The sequence below is a fragment of the Agrobacterium sp. ES01 genome (genome assembly GCF_050320885.1).
Lineage (GTDB): Bacteria > Pseudomonadota > Alphaproteobacteria > Rhizobiales > Rhizobiaceae > Allorhizobium.
Map to the genome: position 1 here is coordinate 44,207 of NZ_JBNQTH010000003.1, position 20,772 is coordinate 64,978.

Consider the following 20,772-nt stretch of genomic DNA (forward strand, 5'->3'; position numbering starts at 1 on the left):
CTCCCCTTATTTGTAGCAGACGGTTTTAACGGCCTGTACGACCTCACCGACATTCGGCAGCGCCAGCTTTTCGAGGTTTGCCGCATATGGCATCGGCACGTCCTTGCCAGCAATCGTCAGGATCGGCGCATCGAGATAATCGAAGGCCTGCTGCATCACGCGCGTGGCAATTTCAGTGCCGACGGACGACTGCGGATAACCTTCTTCGACAGTCACCAGACGACCGGTCTTCTTCACCGACTCAATCACCGTTGGAATATCCATCGGACGAATGGTGCGAAGATCGATCAACTCGACGTCGATGCCGTCCTTCTCCAGTTCCTCGATGGCCTTCAGCGCATAGGTCATGCCAATACCGAAGGAGACGATGGTTGCATCGCTACCCTTCTTGTGGATGCGCGCCTTGCCGATTGGCAGAACGAAATCATCCATCTTCGGCACTTCGAAGGACTGACCGTAGAGGATTTCGTTCTCAAGGAAGACAACCGGGTTCGGATCGCGGATCGCAGCCTTGAGCAGGCCCTTGGCGTCAGCAGCCGTATACGGCATGACGACCTTGAGACCGGGGATCTGGCTATACCATGCCGCGTAATCCTGGCTGTGCTGTGCACCAACGCGGGCAGCAGCACCATTGGGACCACGGAACACCATCGGCGCACCCATCTGACCGCCCGACATGTAAAGCGTCTTGGCGGCCGAGTTGATGATCTGGTCAATCGCCTGCATGGCAAAGTTGAAGGTCATGAACTCGACGATCGGCTTCAGACCGGCCATCGCCGCACCGACGCCGACACCGGCAAAGCCGTGTTCGGTAATAGGCGTGTCGACGACGCGCTTGGCGCCAAATTCCTGCAGCAAGCCTTGCGTAATCTTATAGGCGCCCTGGTACTCAGCCACTTCCTCGCCCATGACGAAGACGTCTTCGTCGCGGCGCATTTCTTCGGCCATCGCATCGCGAAGTGCTTCGCGAACGGTCGTCATCACCATTTCGGTACCGGCCGGAATGTCCGGATCGGAGGCAACATCGACCTTGGGCGCAGCCGGTGCCTTTTCAGACGGAGCCTCGTCCTTGGCTTCGCGAGCCTTGCCGCCGGACGCATCGGAAGCGGCAGGCGCTTCTTCGGCCTTGGATGCGGAACCGCCAGCCTTGATGTCATCGGCGCTTTCGCCATCTTCAAGAAGAACAGCAATCGGCGTGTTCACCTTGACGTTTTCGGTGCCGGCTTCGATCAGCAGCTTGCCGATCGTGCCTTCATCCACGGCTTCCACTTCCATGGTCGCCTTGTCAGTTTCGATTTCCGCAATGACGTCGCCGGACGTGACCTTGTCACCTTCCTTTTTCAGCCATTTCGACAGGGTGCCCTCTTCCATTGTCGGAGACAGGGCAGGCATGAGAATTTCTACGGTCATAAACTAGGCCTCCCCGCTCAAAGCAAAATATCGGTGTAAAGCTCGGATACATCCGGCTCTGGATCCGACTGTGCGAAATCGGCGCTATCGGCAACGATGTCGCGCACTTCCTTGTCGAGAGCCTTAAGCTCGTCTTCGCTCGCCCAGCCCTTGTCCATAAGACGGGCTTTCACCTGCTCGATCGGATCGTGCTCGGAACGCATCTTCTGCACTTCATCCTTGGAACGGTATTTCGCAGGGTCGGACATCGAGTGGCCGCGATAACGATAGGTCATCATTTCCAGAATGACCGGACCCTTGCCGCTGCGGGCATATTCGAGAGCCTGTTCGGCTGCAGCCATCACGGCCCGAACGTCCATGCCATCGACCTGCATGCCGGGAATGCCGAACGATGCGCCGCGCTTGGAGTAATCGGTCTGCGCAGTCGAACGTGCGTTCGACGTACCCATGGCGTAACGGTTGTTCTCGATCACATAGACCACCGGAAGCTTCCACAGCTGTGCCATGTTGAAGCTCTCGTAGACCTGGCCCTGGTTGGCCGCGCCATCGCCGAAATACGCAATCGAGACCGACTTGTTGTCGCGGTAGCGGTTGGCAAAGGCCAGACCGGTTCCGAGCGACACCTGCGCGCCAACGATGCCGTGGCCGCCATAGAAGGCCTTTTCCTTGGAGAACATGTGCATGGAGCCACCCTTCCCCTTGGAATAGCCGCCCCGGCGTCCCGTCAGTTCCGCCATCACGCCGCGCGCTTCCATGCCGGTTGCCAGCATGTGACCGTGGTCGCGATAACCGGTGATGACCTGGTCACCATCCTTCTGCGCCATCTGCATGCCAACAACGACAGCTTCCTGACCGATATAGAGGTGACAGAAACCACCGATGAAGCCCATGCCATAAAGTTGGCCGGCTTTTTCTTCAAAACGGCGAATCAAAAGCATCTGCCGATAGGCGGAAAGCTCCTGATCTTTCTTGAACTCGGCGACTGCGCCGTGCTCAAAATCCGTCTTGGTTGTTTTGGAAGCAGGTTTGCGTCCTGCGGTAGACGCGGGTTTTCGCGGCGCCATTCATCCCTCCCTGGGTTTTATGGGCGATATGTTTGTTGTCGCGTACAATAAGCAAGAAACGGCAGCCCGGCAATGCCATAAATGCATGCCTAGCATTCCGAATAAGTCTATGTTTTTTAACGGAAATTGAAGATTAACCGAATTCAAGTTAATTCTTGAAATAGCTATTGAAGATCACAATTTCATCGGGACGCGACATATTCAATTGATATCGCGCCTTCTCATCGATCATGTCTTTCTCAAGCGACCCATCGCTCATCAGCGCCACCTGATTCTCCAGCGTCTTCCGCTGATCCACAAGCGCTGCAAGCTCTCGCTCACGCACGACCCTACGCTTCTCGAAATGCTCTGCGGCAATCAGACCGTAGTCGCCATGAATGCAATGATAGCCGAAATAGCCCAGAAAGGCGATGGTCACCGCTGGGAGAACCAGGCGACCGATTTTACGTTTTTTATGATGGCGGGTCCACATGCGGGGGTATGGCCTTGATACGCGGTACTCAACTAAGCGTTCAAATTAGCTCTGATTGTTTAACCGATCGTTGACCCTGTCAGAAACCGGTAGAATTTGTCTGTCGCACGCCGCACGGTCACGACAAAAAGCCCGCCCCGGTTTCCCGGCGCGGGCTTTTCAATTCAACGATCGAGGACCGATCAGCCCTTGAGGATCGACGTGCCGGCGTAGAAAGCCTGCGGACCGAGACCCTCTTCGATACGGATCAGCTGATTGTACTTTGCCAGACGATCCGAACGCGACAGCGAGCCGGTTTTGATCTGTCCGCAATTGGTCGCAACAGCGAGATCGGCAATCGTCGAGTCTTCCGTTTCGCCCGAGCGATGCGACATGACGGCTGTGTAAGCGGCCTTATGCGCGGTCTCCACGGCATCCAGCGTTTCCGTCAGTGTGCCGATCTGGTTGACCTTGATCAGGATGGAGTTGGCAACGCCCATCTTGATGCCGTCACGCAGACGCGCCGAATTGGTCACGAACAGATCGTCACCCACCAGCTGGCACTTGTCGCCGATCATGTCGGTCAGGGTCTTCCAACCATCCCAGTCGTCTTCGGCCATACCGTCTTCGATGGAGATGATGGGATATTTGGCAACCAGTTCGGCATAATAACCGGCCATCTCGGCGCTATCGAGCACACGGCCCTCGCCCTGCAGATCGTATTTGCCGTCCTTGAAGAATTCGGTCGACGCCGGATCGAGAGCGAGACTGATGTCTTCGCCAGGCTTGTAGCCAGCCTTTTCGATCGCCTTCATGATAATGTCGAGCGCTTCAGGCGCGCTCTTCAGGTCTGGCGCAAAACCGCCTTCATCGCCGACATTGGTGTTGAGGCCCTTGGCGCTCAATTCCTTCTTCAGCACATGAAACACTTCCGAGCCCATGCGAACGGCGTCGCGCAGGGTGTCCGCGCCCACGGGCATGATCATGAATTCCTGGAAGTCGATCGGGTTGTCGGCATGCGCGCCGCCGTTGATGATGTTCATCATCGGAACTGGCAGCGTGCGGGCGTTCGGGCCGCCAACATAACGATAAAGCGGCAGACCGGAGGCTTCGGCAGCAGCCTTGGCAACGGCCAGAGACACACCGAGAACAGCATTTGCCCCGAGGCGCGCTTTGTTTGGCGTGCCGTCCAGCTCGATCATGATGTTGTCGATCTGGATCTGGTTTTCTGCATCCAGGCCGCCAATGGCATCGAAGATCTCGGTGTTGACGGCTTCGACGGCCTTTTCGACGCCCTTGCCAAGATAGCGCTTGCCACCATCGCGAAGCTCGACGGCTTCGTGCGCACCGGTCGAGGCACCCGACGGAACGGCTGCGCGGCCCATGCTGCCGTCTTCAAGAAAGACATCGACCTCTACAGTCGGATTGCCGCGGCTATCGAGAATTTCGCGGCCGATGATGTCGGTGATTGCAGTCATGGGGACCTCCCGGTTTCTGGGTGGGATTGAGGATGGGCCTGTATTAATCGAAGAAGAGAAAAATACAATGGCAAGAGTATGAAAGCTTGGTGTCGCCTGAAGCGAGACAAGCCGAGGTCATCGACAGTGCCTTCGCCTCAGTGTCGAAACTTCGCAGCCTCACCCCTTGGTGATTGCGTCAAACGCCAGAAGGGTTTCCAGAAGCCGCGGCATGTCTTTCAGATGAACCATGTTCGGGCCGTCAGAAGGTGAGTTATCCGGATCCTGATGGGTTTCGATGAACAGCCCGCCAACGCCAACGGCAACGGCGGCACGCGCAAGCGTTTCAACGAATTCGCGCTGGCCACCGGTCGATCCACCCTGCCCGCCCGGTTGTTGCACGGAATGGGTCGCGTCAAACACCACCGGTGCCCCCATGGCCGCCATGATCGGCAAGGCGCGGAAATCAGACACCAGTGTATTGTATCCGAAGGATGCACCGCGCTCGCACAAGAGCACGTTCGGATTGCCGCTTTCGACGATCTTGGCGAGCACGTTCTTCATGTCCCAGGGCGCGAGGAACTGGCCTTTCTTGACGTTGATCGCACGACCAGTCTTGGCAGCAGCGACCAGCAGGTCGGTCTGGCGACTGAGGAAGGCCGGGATTTGCAACACGTCCACCACCGGCGCGACGATGGCACACTGTTCCTCGGTGTGAATGTCGGTCAGCACAGGAAAGCCGAATTCCTTTTTAAGGTCTGCAAACACCTCAAGTGCCTGCTCCAGCCCGATACCGCGTTTTCCAGACAGAGATGTCCGGTTGGCCTTGTCAAAGGAGGACTTGTAGACGAGGCCGATGCCGAGCGTGTCGCAGATTTCCTTGATCTCGCCAGCCATCATAAAGGCATGGTCGCGGCTCTCCATCTGGCAAGGGCCGGCGATCAACGAAAATCGCGCGCTATTGGAAAAGGTGACCTTGCTTGCGCCATCGCCAACGACCACGCTTGAATTTGGTGAAATGCTCATGCCTTGTCCTCGAATATGAATGTTACGCCTTGACCCGCCGATGGTGGAACCACAAGGCGACCCTCCCGGGCTTCGTGAGAAATGCCATTAGCGGCAAGAAGCGCACCTGTCACGCCAAGATCGCCCACGGCAAAGACTAATCCCGCGCCCTCGAGACCGGCGGTCCTGCTCATTACAGATAGACCATAGCTGCGGGTAAATCCGTCCGGCGTCATCACTTCTATCTGAGTGCCGCCGGCAGCGAATTCCAGTCTGCCGCCACGGGTTGCTGAAGCATGCGTCTGCAACACAGCATCGATATAACCCTCAAATATTGAGGGGTCTTCCGCCGTCAAGATCACGCCACTCACACGCACTGCGCCATTGTCGTGTCGCGCCAGCGCCTCCTTGTCGACGGCCAGCGGCAACAGTCGCTCACAGGCAAACAGCAGCAGGTCAGGCGCTTGTTCATCCCTGGCGAAAGCCAGCTTGAAACCGGCTTTCGCCTCGCTTCCATCGGCCGCTTGAACAGGTCGCTCGAAAGACAGCATCTTGCCGGCAGACCGTCCCTCTGCCTCGAACCTTGCGTGATCCGCATCCGCGTCGCGGCTCTCGGCAATAATGGCCGACAGCCCCTCGCCACGATCTGCCCGAAACGCTTCATGGCGCGCCACAAACACATTGCCCTGCCGTATCGCGTCGTGGCATTTCTCAGGATCGGCAACACCCAGAGGCTCCAGATATCCGCCTTCGGAAAAATAAACACAGGCATTTTCGGTGCCGAATGGATGGAGCGCATCGGCTGCGAAAGTAAAACCGAGCGCCGTCAACCGGTTGCGTGCGACCCCAAGCGCGCCGACAGGCAGGACAATATGATCGAGCGCGCGGGCCGGCGAAACAGACGATGAATCCATAAACGGTTCCTCAGCATAAAAACGCGTCGGTTGTGCGCCATCGCAGGCTCAAACACAAGACATCGCAATTTATCGAGCATTGTAGCCCTGATGCGCACGCGCCGACCCATCAATTCCATTGTTGCCAGCCTCACAAAAATTTAGTCACTTGCAGAACACAACTGGAACAGATAGTGTATGTTCTGGATTTGTTTCATCAAAGGGAATCGCAATGCTGACCCGCAAACAACAGGAATTGTTGCTCTTCATTCACGAAAGAATGAAGGAGTCCGGCGTGCCGCCATCCTTTGATGAAATGAAAGATGCACTGGATCTGGCCTCCAAATCCGGCATCCATCGTCTGATCACAGCGCTGGAGGAGCGCGGTTTCATTCGCCGGCTACCCAACAGGGCAAGAGCACTGGAAGTGATCAAGCTTCCCGAAGCCTATTCACCCAGCATGCAGCCACGTCGCGGCGGTTTCTCGCCCAGCGTCATTGAAGGCAGCCGCGGCAAGACGCCACCGCCGATGCTGCGCCAGCCGAGCGAAGACAACAACAATACGGTTTCCGTTCCGGTAATGGGCCGCATTGCCGCCGGTGTGCCAATCTCTGCCATTCAGAACAACACTCATGAAATCAGCATTCCCGCCGAAATGGTCAGCAGCGGCGAGCATTATGCGCTTGAGGTCAAGGGTGACTCGATGATCGAGGCCGGCATCCTTGACGGCGACACCGTGATCATCCGCAACGGCTCGACCGCCAGTCCGGGCGATATCATCGTGGCGCTGGTCGATGACGAGGAAGCAACCCTGAAGCGCTTCCGTCGCAAGGGTGCGTCGATTGCTCTGGAAGCGGCCAATCCGGCTTACGAAACACGGATCTTTGGGCCTGACAGGGTCAAGGTTCAGGGTAAGCTGGTCGGCCTGATCCGCCGCTACCACTGAGGTCGGTGAGCACGGTCTCCACGAGTTTCATATCATAGCGACCGCTGCGCCAATCATATCTGCGATGCAGGCTCCAAGGCCTTGCACGGCCGGAAAAAGCAGAGCGCAAAGCGATTGCCCCGTTGCTGTGTGGGCCCAGCCATATTTCCAAAGAGCCCGTTTTGCGAAGTGTATCGGGCGTGATCAATCTCGCGCCCGAGCGGCAATGGTCATAGCCAAGCCGTCGCGCAGAAATAACAATATCACCGAGATCGCAGGCCAGGCCTGAAAGCCGTGGCTCCTCAAGTGTGACCACCCGCCATCCCCCGCTGATACGGGCAACGCACCAGACCTTGTTCAGGCAGCTGAACTGGCCGTCGACCGACATGTCCAACATATGCGCGAGTTTCGCGCTGGCGTAGCGTATCGCATTTTCCGAAAGCACGGGAAAGCGGCGACCACCATCAGGGGTCGTGATGTCCCGCGGCGCAATCGCCTCGGCAAGCAAGGCATCCTCTTCGAAAGCAGGTTTTTGATGGCTGTGGCGCTGCAAACCGTTCTGCCATTGGGTAAATATGAAGCCCGGCGGTCGGGCGCTCGTAGTGGCGATCACGTCCGCATTGTCGACCCCATTGCCGATCAACCCAACCAGACGACCGTCCTCATAGATCAGCAGATCGGCAGTCCTGTCTTTAGGAAGCGCCAATCCGGTGATCAGACCACCTGCGAGGATGGCGGTGCCAATATGCCTGATGCGACTTCGAAGCAGTGCCAGTATCAGCATGCCCGTAACCGCTAACGGCAAAACCCAACGGGCCAGTCGCGCGCTACCGACATCGCCACCCCATTCGGCGACAGTATGGGCGATCGCGATGACGAGACCGAGTCCATGCCCCATGACGTCAAGCGGAAGTCTGTCGAGGCCGATGGGCATCAGCAACATCGACACCAGGCCGGCCGGCATCACCACAAATGTGATGATCGGCATCGCCAACAGATTGGCCGGTAAACTATAGCCGGCGAGGCGGTGGAAATGCTCCAACGAAAAGATCGCCGTCGACAAACCACCAATCACGGAAGTGAGGATCAGCCCGCCAACCACGCGGATGATCGCACCGGCAAAGGGCATATCAGGCAAAAAGTCGAAATAGCCGTCGCGGGATCTGCGGAAACGCCACGCGGAATATCCAGCCACCAGCGCCACGGTTGCTGCAAATGACATCTGAAAGCTTGGCCCCATCACTTCGGAGGGCGAGATTGCCAGTATGATCGTGGCCGCCAGTGCCACATTGCGCATGCTGATCGCTGGCCTGTCCAATAGCACAGCCATGAGCATGATTGCCATCATCACGAAAGCGCGCTGCGCCGACACCTGGGCACCCGAAATCATCAGATAGAAGAATGCCGCGACAAGCGCGCCAGCGGCTGCATACTTCTTGATCGGTCTGGATGGCGCAAAGCCTGTGAACTGGCTCAACACCACCCGTAGACCGACAAAGAACAATCCAGCCGCCAGCGCCATATGCAGGCCGGAAATCGCAATCACATGGGCAAGGCCGGAGCGCCGCAGGTCGTCCAGGACGGGCTCTGAAAGCGCCCGCCGCTCACCTGTCACGATCGCCGCAGCAAAAGCACCTTCGTCTCCGCCGATTGCCGTTCGTATCCGCTCGCCGATAGCGCCACGCACCGACAGTAGATTGGATGCCAATGCCCGTTGCGCAGAGGTCAAAAAATCCGTTTGCGGTTGGTCGGATAGGGTCGAATCGCCGACATCAGGCGCGCCGAGGAAAAAGCCGATAGCGCCAATGCCGTCAAAATAGGCAGAAAAGGCAAAGTCATTCAGTCCGGGTAGCGCAGGCCCCGAGGGAGGAGATAATCTGGCCCTCCCCTCAATCGCGGCACCGATCATAAATGGTCTATGATCCGCGCGCGCCACCAGCGAAACTCTCGAAGGCGGGCGCCGTAACTGGGGTTCTCGGGTCTGTGCAATACGGACGATATAGCGCCATTCGCCGCTCGCCCCCTCCTCTCGCTGCTCGATAATGCCTGTGATATGAGTCGTGACCGGGCTGTCCAGCATGACCGTATCCAGACGCGCCGTTTCCCAAACAGCAAACAAAGACCCGGCGGTCATGAGCATCGAGGCCAGCAAGACGTAGTGCCAACACGGATTGCGATAGCGGCTGACAACTCCGAGACAAGCCAGACCGCAAAAGAGCAAAATCAACACGAAAAGCTTGGGCGGATCATCAGCCGCAAACCATAAAATAGCGCCAGTACCCATGAAAACCGGCAGAAACAGGAAAACATGGCCGTGATCACGCTCGTCTTCCAGGCATGCCGCGCTTCTGCTCGCAAGGCGTGAAAAAAACGCGCTGAACTCGGGGGCAGACCGCGGCCGCGTCATTCCTTCGCGCGTATGGCGCAGACGTGAAGGCACAGGCGCGACAGGGCGCGGCCTGCCAACAGACCGCATCGTATCCAGGTGCTTTTCCAACGCTTCATGCATGGTACGGCCCCCACGAAGTGTCCGGCTCACGGCAACAACCAAGCCGACACCAAGTCACGGAGGACAGCTTATTCGCGAAGCGGTTGATTGTTAAGCAGAACATGCTCGCGGTATACGCGCGTTCATCAGGTCAGATAGTGCAGCGCATGCAGTGCAGTGCACAATTTGGCGGGTCGATAGCTTGGCATTAACCTTCGGATCATATAGCTAATGCCTGACGCTTAACCTGTGGTGCCCAATTTGAGGGCATCTCCCGCCCATTCGGAGGATTAGCATGACGGACAAAAGCGCTGAAATAAATCTCGGTGGCAAAACTGTCGACCTGACTGTCAAAACTGGCACCCTTGGTCCAGACGTTGTCGACATTGGCGCACTCTACAAAAACACTGGCGCCTTCACCTACGACCCGGGCTTCACGTCCACCGCATCCTGCGAATCCAAGATCACCTTTATCGATGGTGACGAAGGCATTCTGCTGCACCGCGGTTACCCCATCGAACAGTTGGCCGAACAAGGCGATTTCCTCGAGACCTGCTATCTGCTGCTTTATGGCGAGCTGCCAACAGCTGTTCAGAAGAAGGATTTCGATCATCGCGTCACGCATCACACCATGGTGCACGAACAGATGAGCCGCTTCTTCACCGGCTTCCGCCGCGACGCCCATCCGATGGCTGTCATGGTTGGTACCGTCGGCGCTCTGTCGGCCTTCTACCACGACTCGACCGATATCACCGATCCGCATCAGCGCATGGTTGCCTCGCTGCGCATGATCGCAAAGATGCCGACAATTGCCGCCATGGCCTACAAGTACCATATCGGCCAGCCCTTCGTTTATCCGAAAAACGACCTGGATTATGCGGCAAACTTCCTGCGCATGTGCTTTGCCGTTCCCTGCGAGGAATATCAGGTGAACCCGGTTCTGGCCCGTGCCATGGACCGTATCTTCATCCTGCATGCCGATCACGAGCAGAACGCCTCCACATCCACGGTTCGTCTCGCTGGTTCTTCCGGTGCCAACCCGTTCGCCTGTATTGCAGCCGGCATTGCCTGCCTCTGGGGGCCTGCTCACGGTGGCGCCAACGAAGCCGCGCTCAACATGCTCATCGAAATCGGCTCTGTTGAACGCATCCCTGAATACATCGCCAAGGCCAAGGACAAGAACGATCCGTTCCGTCTGATGGGCTTTGGTCACCGCGTCTACAAGAACTACGATCCACGCGCCAAGATCATGCAGAAGACGATGTATGAGGTACTTGATGCAACCGGTCGTGGCGACGATCCATTGATGCAGGTGGCGCTGGAGCTCGAAAAATATGCGCTCAACGACGACTACTTCAAGGAAAAGAAGCTCTACCCGAACGTCGACTTCTATTCGGGTATCACGCTTCGCGCACTCGGCTTCCCGACGACCATGTTCACCGTTCTGTTCGCGCTTGCCCGAACAGTCGGCTGGATCGCCCAGTGGAACGAGATGATCGAAGATCCGCAACAGCGCATCGGTCGTCCTCGCCAGCTCTATACCGGCGCACCGACTCGCGATTACACACCGATCTCCAAGCGTTAAGCCAAGAGATCAGGCACCTGATGAAGGCCCGGCATTTGCCGGGCCTTTTTCTTTGCGCAATAGCCGCAGCCTTTTCCCCTGCTATCCCTTCATTTCCTTGAAACTTTGCTTTAAGGAACGTCAACCGCTTCGCGCGCAGGCAATAAAAAGACACGAGGTTCGCGTCCCGATGTTAAACATGTTGAGAAAAGCTGCCAAAACCTGGGTAGCCAAGATCCTTCTCCTGCTGCTGGTCGCATCCTTCGGCATCTGGGGCGTCTCGCGCTCGCTGGTCAGCGACACCTCCGACACCGTCATGTCGGTCGGCGACCAGAAGATATCCTCGAGCGAGTTTCGCTTGGCCTATCAGCGCACGCTCTCGGATATGAGCCGCCGCTTTGGCACGCAGCTCACATCGGAACAGGCTCGCGCCCTGGGCGTCGAGAGCCAGGTCTACTCGCAGCTCGCCGCCGGTGCCGCCCTCGATCAGCTGTCGAAAAACATGAATATCGGGCTCTCCGAAGATCGTCTCGCAAGCCTCATTGCCGATGATCCTGCATTCAAGGACGCCAGTGGCAAATTCAGTCGCCAGCTTTTCTCGACACGGCTGAGCAATTCCGGCCTGAACGAGAACGACTACATCAAGGAGCGCTCCAAGGTCGCTGTGCGCACCCAGATTGTCGAGGCAACGGCCGATGGCTTTACAGCACCGACCGTCCTCATCGATGCTCTGAAGAAATACCGCACGGAAAGCCGCGGGATCAATTACCTGCTGCTCACCAACGCCAATATCGATCCCGTCGCGGCTCCTTCGGAAGACACGCTGAAGACATGGTTCGAGACCGTCAAGAGCCGTTATCGCGCGCCTGAATATCGCGGCTTGGAATATGTAAAGCTTGAGCCTTCGGATATTGCTGCGCCGGCCTCCATCACGGAAGACGCCGTTCGCGCGGATTACGACCGTCGCAAGGCGACCTACGAAATCCCCGGCACCCGTACGATCGAACAGCTCCCGTTTGAAAACCGCAAGGTCGCTGATGCAGCAGCCGAGGAACTGGCGTCGGGAACCACTTTCGATCAACTGGTCTCCGATCAGGGCAAGACAGCGACAGACGTTCTCCTTGGCGATTTCACCAAGGCACAACTGCCGGATCCGGCAATTGCCGATGCTGCCTTTGCAGTCGAGACGGAAGGAACGATAACGCCCGTGATCGACGGCGCCTTTGGCCCGGTAATCCTGCGGATCACCAATATCAAGAATGGCCGCACGCGCAGCTTCGACGAGGTCAAGGACGAGATCCGCAAGGAACTTGCCGATGCTGCAGCTGTCGAAGATATTCTCGATGTGCACGACCGTTTCGAGGACCTGCGCGCCTCCGGCTCATCGCTGGATGATGTTGCCAAGGAACTCAATCTGAAGGTTGTGAAGGTGGCCAATGTCGACGCCCGGGGACTTGATCCCGATGGCAAGGATGTTGACCTGACAGCCGGTGCAAAGCTCTTGAGCGAGGCGTTCCAGACCGAAGTCGGTGTGGAGCCACTGCCGATCAATTTCGGCAAGGATGGATATATCTGGTTTGAAGTTACCGGCATCGAACCAGCGCGCGACCGCACCCTTGAAGAAGTCCACGACAAGGCCGTGGCCGACTGGACTGCGGAACAGCAAAAGACTGCGCTCGGCGCAAAGGCTGAAAACATCAAGACCCGTATCCAGAACGGTGAAACCATGGACGCCGTTGCTGCCGAACTTGCAATCGCTGTAGAGAGCAAAAGCGGAATCCAGCGCGGCACGGATGATCCGGTCCTTGGCAGCGCTGCAGTATCGGCAGCGTTTAGCGGTCCGGAAGGTACCGTCGCCTCTGCGCCCGGCAATGATCCAACGACACAGATTGTGTTGAAGGTGACCGAAGTGAATGACCAGCCGACGACCTCAGTATTGAACAACGACGACCAGCAGTCCACGACGCTTGCCAACGCTGCCGGCGATGACATTCTCGATCAGATGGTCTCCGGCTTGCAGACGAAATACGGCGTCTCGGTCAACCAGAACCTGGCCCAGCAAGCCATTGTCCGCTAGGTGAAACGGCAAGGAAAGTTGAGGATATGAGCGGTCTCAAGCCCTTTATCGCCAAGCTCGCCGGCGGCGAAGCATTGACCCGCAGCGAGGCAAGCGACGCCTTTGAACTGATCATGTCTGGCGACGCCACCCCGGCCCAGATCGGCGGCATCCTGATGGCCATGCGCGTGCGCGGCGAAACCGTCAACGAGATTGCCGGTGCGGTATCGGTGATGCGCGCGAAGATGCTGCCGGTCAAAGCGCCTGAAGGCGCTATCGACATCGTTGGAACCGGCGGCGATGGAACCGGGACCTACAATATCTCGACACTGGCCTCGCTGATTGTGGCAGGTGCGGGTGTGCCTGTCGCCAAACACGGAAACCGCGCCCTGTCGTCCAAATCGGGTGCCTCCGACAGCCTGTCGGCATTGGGGGTCAAACTTGACCTCGATCCCGCCGGAATTTCCCGATGCGTCGCAGAGGCCGGCATCGGTTTCATGTTCGCGCCCCAGCATCACCCTGCAATGCGCTATGTCGGCCCGGCCCGGGTCGAGCTTGGAACGCGCACGATTTTCAACGTGCTTGGCCCGCTCACCAATCCGGCGAGCGTCAAGCACCAGCTTCTCGGCGTCTTTTCTCCCGACCTCGTGCGGCCTCTTGCCGAAGCGCTTCTGGACCTCGGCCTGACTGCCGCATGGGTCGTCCATGGAAGCGGGCTGGATGAAATCACCACCACTGGCACGACGCAGGTTGCAGCCCTCGAAAATGGTCAGATACGCGAGTTCGAGCTGACACCTGCTGATTTTGGTGTGCCGCAAGTCACGCTCGATCAATTGAAGGGTGGCGATGGCGTTGCCAATGCAGCCGCTTTGAAAGATGTATTGGGTGGAGCGAGAAACGCATACCGCGATATTTCCCTTTGCAATGCAGCGGCAGCCCTTGTCATAGCCGGCAAGGCGTCTTCCGTGACCGAAGGCATGGACATCGCCTCCAGGTCGCTTGACGAAGGCAAGGCGACGCAGGCGCTCGAGCGTCTGATTGCCGTTTCCAACCAGAGCAATTGAGTTTAGGCTGGCACCATGACCGACATCTTGAAGCGTATCGAGGCTTACAAGCGCGAGGAAATCGCAGCGGCGAAAACCGCCGTTCCAGCCGCCGAACTGAAGGCGCGTATTGCCGACCAAGACCCGGTTCGTGGCTTTTATAGCGCGTTGAAGACGAAAGCGGATACCGGCACATTTGGACTGATCGCTGAAATCAAGAAGGCCAGCCCCTCCAAGGGTCTCATTCGCCCGGATTTCGATCCACCACAACTGGCAAAGGCCTATGAGGCTGGCGGCGCGACATGTCTGTCCGTCCTGACAGACGGGCCGAGTTTTCAAGGTGCGCCCGAATACCTGACGCAATCCCGTGCCGCCTGCGCGCTCCCTGCCCTGCGCAAGGATTTCATGTTCGACGCTTACCAGATGCTGGAAGCGCGCGCCTGGGGTGCTGACTGTATTCTGCTGATCATGGCGTCGTTGTCTGACGCAGAAGCGACAGACCTTGAAGGCGCGGCCTTCGATCTGGGCATGGATGTTCTGGTCGAAGTCCACGACGAAGACGAAATGGAGCGGGCGCTCAAGCTCACCTCTCCGATGATCGGCGTCAACAATCGCAATCTGCGCACCTTCGAGGTCGATCTTGCCGTGAGTGAGAGACTTGCTGCCATGGTGCCGCCAGGTCGTCTGCTGGTGGGCGAAAGCGGCGTCTTCACCCATGCGGATTGCCAGCGCCTTAAAAATTGCGGCATTTCTACATTCCTGGTGGGAGAAAGCCTGATGCGCAAGGCTGATGTTGCAGCGGCCACGCGCATGCTCCTCACGGGCGTAGAAGGCGCCATGGCTGCCGAATGACAGCGCCCGGCGAGCTCACGCATATCGGCGCTTCCGGCGAAGCCAATATGGTCGATGTTGGCGACAAGGCCGAAACGGTTCGCATCGCCGTCGCTGAAGGTCGGGTAAAAATGGCTGAGGCCACGCTGGCCCTTATCCGCCAGGGAAATGCCAAAAAGGGTGACGTCATCGCAACTGCCCGCATTGCCGGCATTATGGCCGCCAAGCAGACATCGTCGCTCATTCCGTTATGCCATCCGCTTATGCTGACCAAAGTGTCGGTCGACATTGTCGAGGATATCGCCCTGCCGGGGCTGAAAGTGACGGCTACGGCCAAACTGACCGGTCAGACGGGTGTCGAGATGGAAGCCTTGACGGCCGTGTCAGTCGCCTGCCTCACCATTTATGACATGGCCAAGGCCGCAGACAAGGCGATGGAAATCGGCGGCATTCGGCTGCTGCAGAAATCTGGCGGAAAGTCAGGCGATTTCCGCCATCCGGAGGCGGACTGATCATGTCCCTCCTCTCTGTTGGTGATGCACAAAAGCGCGTCCTGGACCGCGGCAATGCCATCGCTGCGACGGAAAGCGTGCACCTGGATCGGGCACAAGGCCGGATCCTGGCGCAAGACATTGTCTCCAGGCTGACCCAACCACCCTTCGATGCGTCCGCCATGGATGGCTATGCGCTGCGCGCTGATGATGCAGTCGACATTGGATCGGAACTGACGGTCATTGGCGCGGCAGCTGCCGGCCATGCATTCGACGGCAAGGTGGGACCGGGCGAAACCGTTCGGATCTTCACCGGCGCACCGGTGCCCGAGGGCGCCGATACCATCCTGATCCAGGAGGATGCCGAGAAGCTCGACGGCAACCGGATAAGAACGACATTCGCGGTCACCAGAGGTCGCCATATCCGGCCCCGCGGACAGGACTTCGCCGAAGGTGAAACTGTGCTGAAATCCGGAATTTTTATGGATTACACGCATGTGACGCTGGCTGCGGCAACCAATCACGACGTCATAGATGTCTACAAGAAGCCGCTTGTGGCAATCCTTGCGACCGGTGATGAACTTGTTTCTCCCGGAGGGACACCCGGCCCGTCGCAGATCGTTGCCTCGAATACCCATGGCATCGCAGCCCTTGCCCGTGAATGTGGGGCCGATATTCTGGATCTGGGCATTGCCCGCGATAATCGTGTGGCGATCGCCACCTGCATAGACCGCGCGCGAAAGGCTGGTGCCGATATTCTGGTGACCGTCGGTGGCGCCTCGGTCGGCGATCACGACCTGGTGCAATCTGCGCTGCTGGGAAGCGGCATGACGCTTGATTTCTGGCGCATCGCCATGCGACCGGGCAAGCCGCTGATGGTCGGCAGTCTCGGAGACATTCAGGTGCTTGGCCTGCCGGGCAATCCGGTCTCCAGCATGGTGTGTGCATTGCTCTTTCTGGAACCGCTGATTCTCAAGATGGCCCGAAAGGCTGAAAAAAGAAGAGAAGCAGTCGCCGTGACGACGAGTGACATCGCTTCGAACGACAAGCGCCAGGATTATATGCGCGCGAGCCTGAAGCGTACGGAGGATGGAAAGCTTTATGCAACCGCCTTCGACAAACAGGATTCATCCATGATGAAGATCTTTGCCCGTTCGGATTGCCTTATCATTCGCGCACCTCACGCTCCTGCACTTTCGGCAGGTGAAGAGACAGCCATATTGCTGCTGAGACCCTTTGCAGGGGCGTAGGTGGAAACGCTTACAGAATTGCCGCCCTAGTCGTCATTTTCAATTTCATCGCCCAGTTCTTGAGAGAGAAATCGGCTCATATGGGAAAGAACCCTCCTGGCCGTTTCCATGTCATGCTGGTCAATACCGCTGGAAGCCTCACTCGCCAGAAGAAACGCAATATCGGTTACCTTTGTAACCACCACGAGACCTTCCTCCGTCAAGACCACCTCTTTTGACCGCCGATCTCCCGGATTACCCACCCGTGAGACAAGACCCGCTTTTTCGAGATTGTCGACCACCCGAACGACGGACGAACCATCCAGCATCAATTTATTGGCCAAGTCCTTTTGCCGCATGGCATTCTGAGACGAAAAAATATGCAACAGCGGCAACCAGGTAGCCTCGGTGAGACCGTAGGGTTGAAGTCGACGATTCGCCGCACGCCGCCACAACCGGGCAGTGTTCGCAATCAGTCGTGTCATGCGGGCGGGCGGCAGATCCAACAATTCACTCATGAAATTATCTTTAAGCGCATAATGTCTCTAATGAAATAAAGGAGTTATGTCCTGCAGTGCAAATTATTGTCCAATGTACGAGGCACAGCAGCACCACTTTCCTGAAACGCGTATGCCCGACGCAGAGGTCGGGCATACGATGGTTCGTCGGCGAGTACTAAGCCTTGCTTGGGATCAAGGTCGTCCAGCGAGTACGATCCCGCATTTGCGGTCGCACCCAACTGAAATTTCTTTTCTTAGCTCTGCGGCGTCAAGGTCACAGACGTACCTGTTGCAGCAAGGTTCAGACCAAGCTGACCCGTTACGCTGACGGGCTGCAACTGGATAGAGCCGGCCGTGCCGCCAACCAGAACGTTTGCGCCAATACCGGCACCCACGGTCGCCTCGACTGTGGCACCCTGATAAAGACCGCCCAGCGAGCCCTGGTGATAGCCGGCTGTGGGAGCGAATACGGCCCAGACGAGCTTGCCCTTGGTCGTGAAGCCTAAGTCAACGCCGACCTTGCGAATAGTCGCGCCGTAGGTATCGACAGGCTCGCTGCCAACAGTGGACGAAAACGAGCATTCGGCCGCCTTCGCGGAACCAACCACATAACCAACGCCACCATCGACGTCGCAGGTCAGGTAGCCAATTTTAACGCCACCGTACTTGTCGGCCTCATGATACGCAGGTGCAGGTGCGGCAACGAGTGCATCGGCGGCCATAGCAGCGCCAGCGCTGGCGACGAGCGGCAGAGCGGCGAGCATAGTGACAATCTTCTTATTCATCCCTGTATTCCTTTCGGAAGCATGTGAGTTCGTTCATTTTCCGGTTTTGATCCGGATACGGTTGAGAAACGCATGTGCCGCCATATTGATCCGAAAAAACTTGGGCACGAAATGTCACACCCGGAAACATTCAGTTCAACGCTTCGACGATTGCGCGGCAGCGCCCCTATTGTCATTTGACATAGTGAGGTGCTGACAATCGCTATGGTCGCAGAAAGTGACTTAAGTGCGGAGCGGATATGGCCGAACAGTGGACGCAGCAAGGCACCCAAAGGATCCTGATTGGCGCCAGTGACAACAAAAAACCCGGCCTGAAAGCCGGGTTTCGAAATTGCTGACGAAGGTCACCTGCTGTCAGACAAGCCGGCTCTGTTCGACAGCAGCCTCAATGAAGCTTGCAAAGAGTGGATGCGGATCAAGCGGGCGCGACTTCAGTTCCGGGTGATACTGCACCCCGATGAACCACGGATGATCGGCGTATTCGACCGTCTCAGGCAATACGCCATCCGGTGACATACCGGAGAAGATCAGGCCGCAGGATTCCAGACGATCCTTGTAATCGACATTCACCTCGTAACGGTGACGATGACGTTCGGCAATATCGGTCGATCCGTAGATCTCGGCGATCCTGGTGCCTTTCTTCAGAGCGGCCTTGTAAGCCCCAAGACGCATGGTACCGCCGAGATCGCCGGAGGCCGCACGCTTTTCGAGCTGGTTGCCCTTGATCCATTCGGTCATGAGACCAACCACCGGTTCCTCCGCCTTGCCGAATTCCGTGGAGGACGCATTTTCGATACCCGCCAGATGACGGGCAGCTTCCACCACAGCCATCTGCATGCCAAAGCAGATGCCAAAATAAGGCACCTTGCGTTCGCGCGCGAAGCGGGCTGCATTAATCTTGCCTTCCGAGCCGCGCTCGCCAAAGCCGCCCGGCACCAGAATGCCATGCACCTTCTCAAGCCAGGGAGCCGGATCTTCCTTTTCGAAGACCTCAGACTCGATCCATTCAAGGTTGACCTTGACGCGGTTGGCAATGCCGCCGTGATAGAGCGCCTCGATCAGCGACTTATAGGCATCCTTGAGACCGGTATATTTGCCGACGATGGCAATGGTAACCTCGCCTTCGGGCGTGCGTATACGGTCGCTGACCTCTTCCCAGGCACCCAGACGGGGCTTGGGCGCCGGCTCGATGCCGAAAGCGGCCAGAACCTCGTTGTCCAGGCCTTCCTTGTGATAGGCCATGGGCACGTCATAGATGTTTGCCACATCCAGCGCCTGAATGACGGCCGTCTCGCGCACGTTGCAAAACAGCGACAACTTGCGGCGTTCGGGCTCAGGGATCTCGCGATCCGCGCGCACCAGAAGGATATCGGGGTGAATGCCGAGTGCCTGCAGTTCCTTGACGGAATGTTGGGTCGGCTTGGTCTTCAATTCACCGGCTGCCGGAATATAGGGCATCAGGGTCAGATGCACATAAACCGCCGTGCCACGCGGCAGATCGTTGCCGAGCTGGCGGATCGCCTCCATGAACGGCATCGCCTCAATGTCACCCACCGTGCCGCCGATCTCGCAGATGACGAAGTCGTAATCGTCATTGCCCTCGACCACGAAATCCTTGATCTCGTTGGTGACATGCGGGATCACCTGAACGGTGGCGCCGAGATAATCGCCGCGCCGTTCCTTGTCGATGATGTTCTTGTAGATACGACCCGTGGTGATGTTGTCGGTCTTGGTTGCCGAGCGCCCGGTAAAGCGTTCGTAATGACCAAGATCGAGATCGGTCTCCGCGCCGTCGTCAGTGACGAACACCTCGCCATGCTGGGTCGGGCTCATGGTGCCGGGATCGACGTTGAGATAGGGGTCCAGTTTGCGCAGGCGCACACGGTATCCCCGCGCCTGCAACAATGCTCCGAGTGCCGCGGCTGCGATGCCCTTACCAAGTGAGGAGACCACGCCGCCAGTGATGAATACATATCGCGCCATGGGATTCACCGGTTACCTTGTAGAAACTGATTCCGCCAGCCCTAAAAAAGTTGTCCCAACTTTTTTCAAGCGATCCGGAATATGGACAAAAGAAAACCGGCGGACTTTTGAGGTCCGCCGGAGCGTTTATTTTAAAGACCGATCAGTTGCCGGTTGGAACAGCGTTCGGATCGGCTGCAGGAGCTTCTGCCGGCGGTGTGGCTGCGTCACCTGTCGAAGGCGCGGCTGTACCGTCTGTTGATGGCGCGCCGCCAAGCTGGTCCAGAACGCTCGATCCGGACTGGCTGGCTGGAATGCGGTCGAGAATATCGGTTGGCTTCGATTCGTAGCGTGCGAGAATACCAAGCCCCATCGAGGTGATGAAGAACAAGGTCGCCAGAATGGCCGTCGTGCGCGTCAGCGCATTGGCGGCGCCGCGTGCCGACATGAAGCCGGAGCCACCGCCAATACCAAGGCCACCGCCCTCGGAGCGCTGTACAAGTACGACGCCGACAAGCGCCAGCACGATCATGAGATGAATGACGATCAATACGGTCTGCATGGATTATTCCTGCCTGCCCCGATGGGCAAAGTCTTCATGCCCCGAGGGACAAGGTC

18 protein-coding genes are annotated in these 20,772 nt (G+C 57.7%); 7 read left to right on the top strand and 11 right to left on the bottom strand.

Going from position 1 to position 20,772, the window contains the following annotated elements:
- Positions 1–6: 6 nt before the first annotated feature.
- The 6 genes from ACQQ2Q_RS09505 to ACQQ2Q_RS09530 form a co-directional block, all read right to left on the bottom strand.
- Positions 7–1,410, bottom strand: a complete 1,404-nt coding sequence (locus ACQQ2Q_RS09505) for a pyruvate dehydrogenase complex E1 component subunit beta (protein ID WP_428186833.1) — start codon at positions 1,408–1,410, stop codon at positions 7–9.
- A 17-nt stretch (positions 1,411–1,427) separates the two neighbouring features.
- Positions 1,428–2,474, bottom strand: a complete 1,047-nt coding sequence (gene pdhA, locus ACQQ2Q_RS09510) for a pyruvate dehydrogenase (acetyl-transferring) E1 component subunit alpha (protein WP_428186834.1) — start codon at positions 2,472–2,474, stop codon at positions 1,428–1,430.
- 148 nt (positions 2,475–2,622) lie between these two features.
- The gene (locus ACQQ2Q_RS09515; protein WP_428186835.1) at positions 2,623–2,946 is read right to left on the bottom strand and encodes an FtsB family cell division protein; all 324 of its coding nucleotides are present in this window, start codon (positions 2,944–2,946) and stop codon (positions 2,623–2,625) included.
- 182 nt (positions 2,947–3,128) lie between these two features.
- The gene (gene eno, locus ACQQ2Q_RS09520) at positions 3,129–4,403 is read right to left on the bottom strand and encodes a phosphopyruvate hydratase (protein WP_428186836.1); all 1,275 of its coding nucleotides are present in this window, start codon (positions 4,401–4,403) and stop codon (positions 3,129–3,131) included.
- Between the two features lie 159 nt (positions 4,404–4,562).
- Positions 4,563–5,408: a 3-deoxy-8-phosphooctulonate synthase gene (gene kdsA, locus ACQQ2Q_RS09525; protein ID WP_428186837.1), complete on the bottom strand. Its 846-nt coding sequence runs from the start codon at positions 5,406–5,408 to the stop codon at positions 4,563–4,565.
- Positions 5,405–6,301, bottom strand: coding sequence for a VOC family protein (locus ACQQ2Q_RS09530; RefSeq protein WP_428186838.1), 897 nt, complete (start codon positions 6,299–6,301; stop codon positions 5,405–5,407). Before ACQQ2Q_RS09530 ends, kdsA begins: the two co-directional genes overlap by 4 nt.
- Positions 6,302–6,512: 211 nt before the next feature.
- Between ACQQ2Q_RS09530 and lexA the strand changes: the two genes are divergently transcribed.
- On the top strand, positions 6,513–7,226 hold the full coding sequence (gene lexA / locus ACQQ2Q_RS09535; protein ID WP_428186839.1) for a transcriptional repressor LexA: 714 nt from the start codon (positions 6,513–6,515) through the stop codon (positions 7,224–7,226).
- Here lexA and ACQQ2Q_RS09540 read toward each other — a convergent pair.
- Entirely contained in the window at positions 7,180–9,714 is a 2,535-nt protein-coding gene (locus ACQQ2Q_RS09540) for a ComEC/Rec2 family competence protein (protein WP_428186840.1), read from the bottom strand. The two genes, lexA and ACQQ2Q_RS09540, sit on opposite strands and share 47 nt — an antisense overlap.
- 274 nt (positions 9,715–9,988) lie before the next feature.
- Here ACQQ2Q_RS09540 and gltA point away from each other — a divergent pair, with 274 nt between their 5' ends.
- The 6 genes from gltA (at position 9,989) to ACQQ2Q_RS09570 (ending at position 16,928) form a co-directional block, all read left to right on the top strand.
- On the top strand, positions 9,989–11,278 hold the full coding sequence (gene gltA / locus ACQQ2Q_RS09545; RefSeq protein WP_428186841.1) for a citrate synthase: 1,290 nt from the start codon (positions 9,989–9,991) through the stop codon (positions 11,276–11,278).
- A 169-nt stretch (positions 11,279–11,447) separates the two neighbouring features.
- A complete protein-coding gene (locus tag ACQQ2Q_RS09550) occupies positions 11,448–13,334 on the top strand; it encodes a SurA N-terminal domain-containing protein (RefSeq protein WP_428186842.1) in 1,887 nt (628 codons plus the stop codon).
- 26 nt (positions 13,335–13,360) lie between these two features.
- On the top strand, positions 13,361–14,377 hold the full coding sequence (gene trpD / locus ACQQ2Q_RS09555; RefSeq protein WP_428186843.1) for an anthranilate phosphoribosyltransferase: 1,017 nt from the start codon (positions 13,361–13,363) through the stop codon (positions 14,375–14,377).
- A gap of 15 nt (positions 14,378–14,392) precedes the next feature.
- Positions 14,393–15,208 (top strand): indole-3-glycerol phosphate synthase TrpC, encoded by an 816-nt coding sequence (trpC, locus tag ACQQ2Q_RS09560; RefSeq protein WP_428186844.1) that lies wholly within the window; start codon positions 14,393–14,395, stop codon positions 15,206–15,208.
- Positions 15,205–15,699 carry a cyclic pyranopterin monophosphate synthase MoaC gene (gene moaC, locus ACQQ2Q_RS09565; protein WP_428186845.1) on the top strand — a complete coding sequence of 165 codons (495 nt, stop codon included), beginning with the start codon at positions 15,205–15,207 and terminating at the stop codon, positions 15,697–15,699. The genes trpC and moaC overlap by 4 nt, the downstream gene beginning before the upstream one ends.
- A 2-nt stretch (positions 15,700–15,701) precedes the next feature.
- Complete coding sequence (locus ACQQ2Q_RS09570) at positions 15,702–16,928, top strand: molybdopterin molybdotransferase MoeA (protein ID WP_428186846.1); 1,227 nt, start codon at positions 15,702–15,704, stop codon at positions 16,926–16,928.
- 26 nt (positions 16,929–16,954) lie between these two features.
- Here the strand turns inward: ACQQ2Q_RS09570 and ACQQ2Q_RS09575 are convergent, their stop codons facing one another.
- From ACQQ2Q_RS09575 to secG, 4 genes are all read right to left on the bottom strand, one after another.
- A complete protein-coding gene (locus ACQQ2Q_RS09575; RefSeq protein WP_428186847.1) occupies positions 16,955–17,425 on the bottom strand; it encodes a MarR family winged helix-turn-helix transcriptional regulator in 471 nt (156 codons plus the stop codon).
- A gap of 236 nt (positions 17,426–17,661) precedes the next feature.
- Positions 17,662–18,192 carry a DUF992 domain-containing protein gene (locus ACQQ2Q_RS09580; RefSeq protein WP_428186848.1) on the bottom strand — a complete coding sequence of 177 codons (531 nt, stop codon included), beginning with the start codon at positions 18,190–18,192 and terminating at the stop codon, positions 17,662–17,664.
- A gap of 354 nt (positions 18,193–18,546) precedes the next feature.
- Entirely contained in the window at positions 18,547–20,184 is a 1,638-nt protein-coding gene (locus tag ACQQ2Q_RS09585; protein WP_428186849.1) for a CTP synthase, read from the bottom strand.
- Between the two features lie 133 nt (positions 20,185–20,317).
- Positions 20,318–20,716, bottom strand: coding sequence for a preprotein translocase subunit SecG (gene secG / locus ACQQ2Q_RS09590; protein ID WP_428186850.1), 399 nt, complete (start codon positions 20,714–20,716; stop codon positions 20,318–20,320).
- Positions 20,717–20,772 lie beyond the last annotated feature (56 nt).

Bases quoted from the DNA above. Each gene is read 5' to 3' on its own strand.
- ACQQ2Q_RS09505 (WP_428186833.1), bottom strand. From the start codon at position 1,410: ATGACCGTAGAAATTCTCATGCCTGCCCTGTCTCCGACAATGGAAGAG.
- pdhA (WP_428186834.1), bottom strand. From the start codon at position 2,474: ATGGCGCCGCGAAAACCCGCGTCTACCGCAGGACGCAAACCTGCTTCC.
- ACQQ2Q_RS09515 (WP_428186835.1), bottom strand. From the start codon at position 2,946: ATGTGGACCCGCCATCATAAAAAACGTAAAATCGGTCGCCTGGTTCTC.
- eno (WP_428186836.1), bottom strand. From the start codon at position 4,403: ATGACTGCAATCACCGACATCATCGGCCGCGAAATTCTCGATAGCCGC.
- kdsA (WP_428186837.1), bottom strand. From the start codon at position 5,408: ATGAGCATTTCACCAAATTCAAGCGTGGTCGTTGGCGATGGCGCAAGC.
- ACQQ2Q_RS09530 (WP_428186838.1), bottom strand. From the start codon at position 6,301: ATGGATTCATCGTCTGTTTCGCCGGCCCGCGCGCTCGATCATATTGTC.
- lexA (WP_428186839.1), top strand. From the start codon at position 6,513: ATGCTGACCCGCAAACAACAGGAATTGTTGCTCTTCATTCACGAAAGA.
- ACQQ2Q_RS09540 (WP_428186840.1), bottom strand. From the start codon at position 9,714: ATGCATGAAGCGTTGGAAAAGCACCTGGATACGATGCGGTCTGTTGGC.
- gltA (WP_428186841.1), top strand. From the start codon at position 9,989: ATGACGGACAAAAGCGCTGAAATAAATCTCGGTGGCAAAACTGTCGAC.
- ACQQ2Q_RS09550 (WP_428186842.1), top strand. From the start codon at position 11,448: ATGTTAAACATGTTGAGAAAAGCTGCCAAAACCTGGGTAGCCAAGATC.
- trpD (WP_428186843.1), top strand. From the start codon at position 13,361: ATGAGCGGTCTCAAGCCCTTTATCGCCAAGCTCGCCGGCGGCGAAGCA.
- trpC (WP_428186844.1), top strand. From the start codon at position 14,393: ATGACCGACATCTTGAAGCGTATCGAGGCTTACAAGCGCGAGGAAATC.
- moaC (WP_428186845.1), top strand. From the start codon at position 15,205: ATGACAGCGCCCGGCGAGCTCACGCATATCGGCGCTTCCGGCGAAGCC.
- ACQQ2Q_RS09570 (WP_428186846.1), top strand. From the start codon at position 15,702: ATGTCCCTCCTCTCTGTTGGTGATGCACAAAAGCGCGTCCTGGACCGC.
- ACQQ2Q_RS09575 (WP_428186847.1), bottom strand. From the start codon at position 17,425: ATGAGTGAATTGTTGGATCTGCCGCCCGCCCGCATGACACGACTGATT.
- ACQQ2Q_RS09580 (WP_428186848.1), bottom strand. From the start codon at position 18,192: ATGAATAAGAAGATTGTCACTATGCTCGCCGCTCTGCCGCTCGTCGCC.
- secG (WP_428186850.1), bottom strand. From the start codon at position 20,716: ATGCAGACCGTATTGATCGTCATTCATCTCATGATCGTGCTGGCGCTT.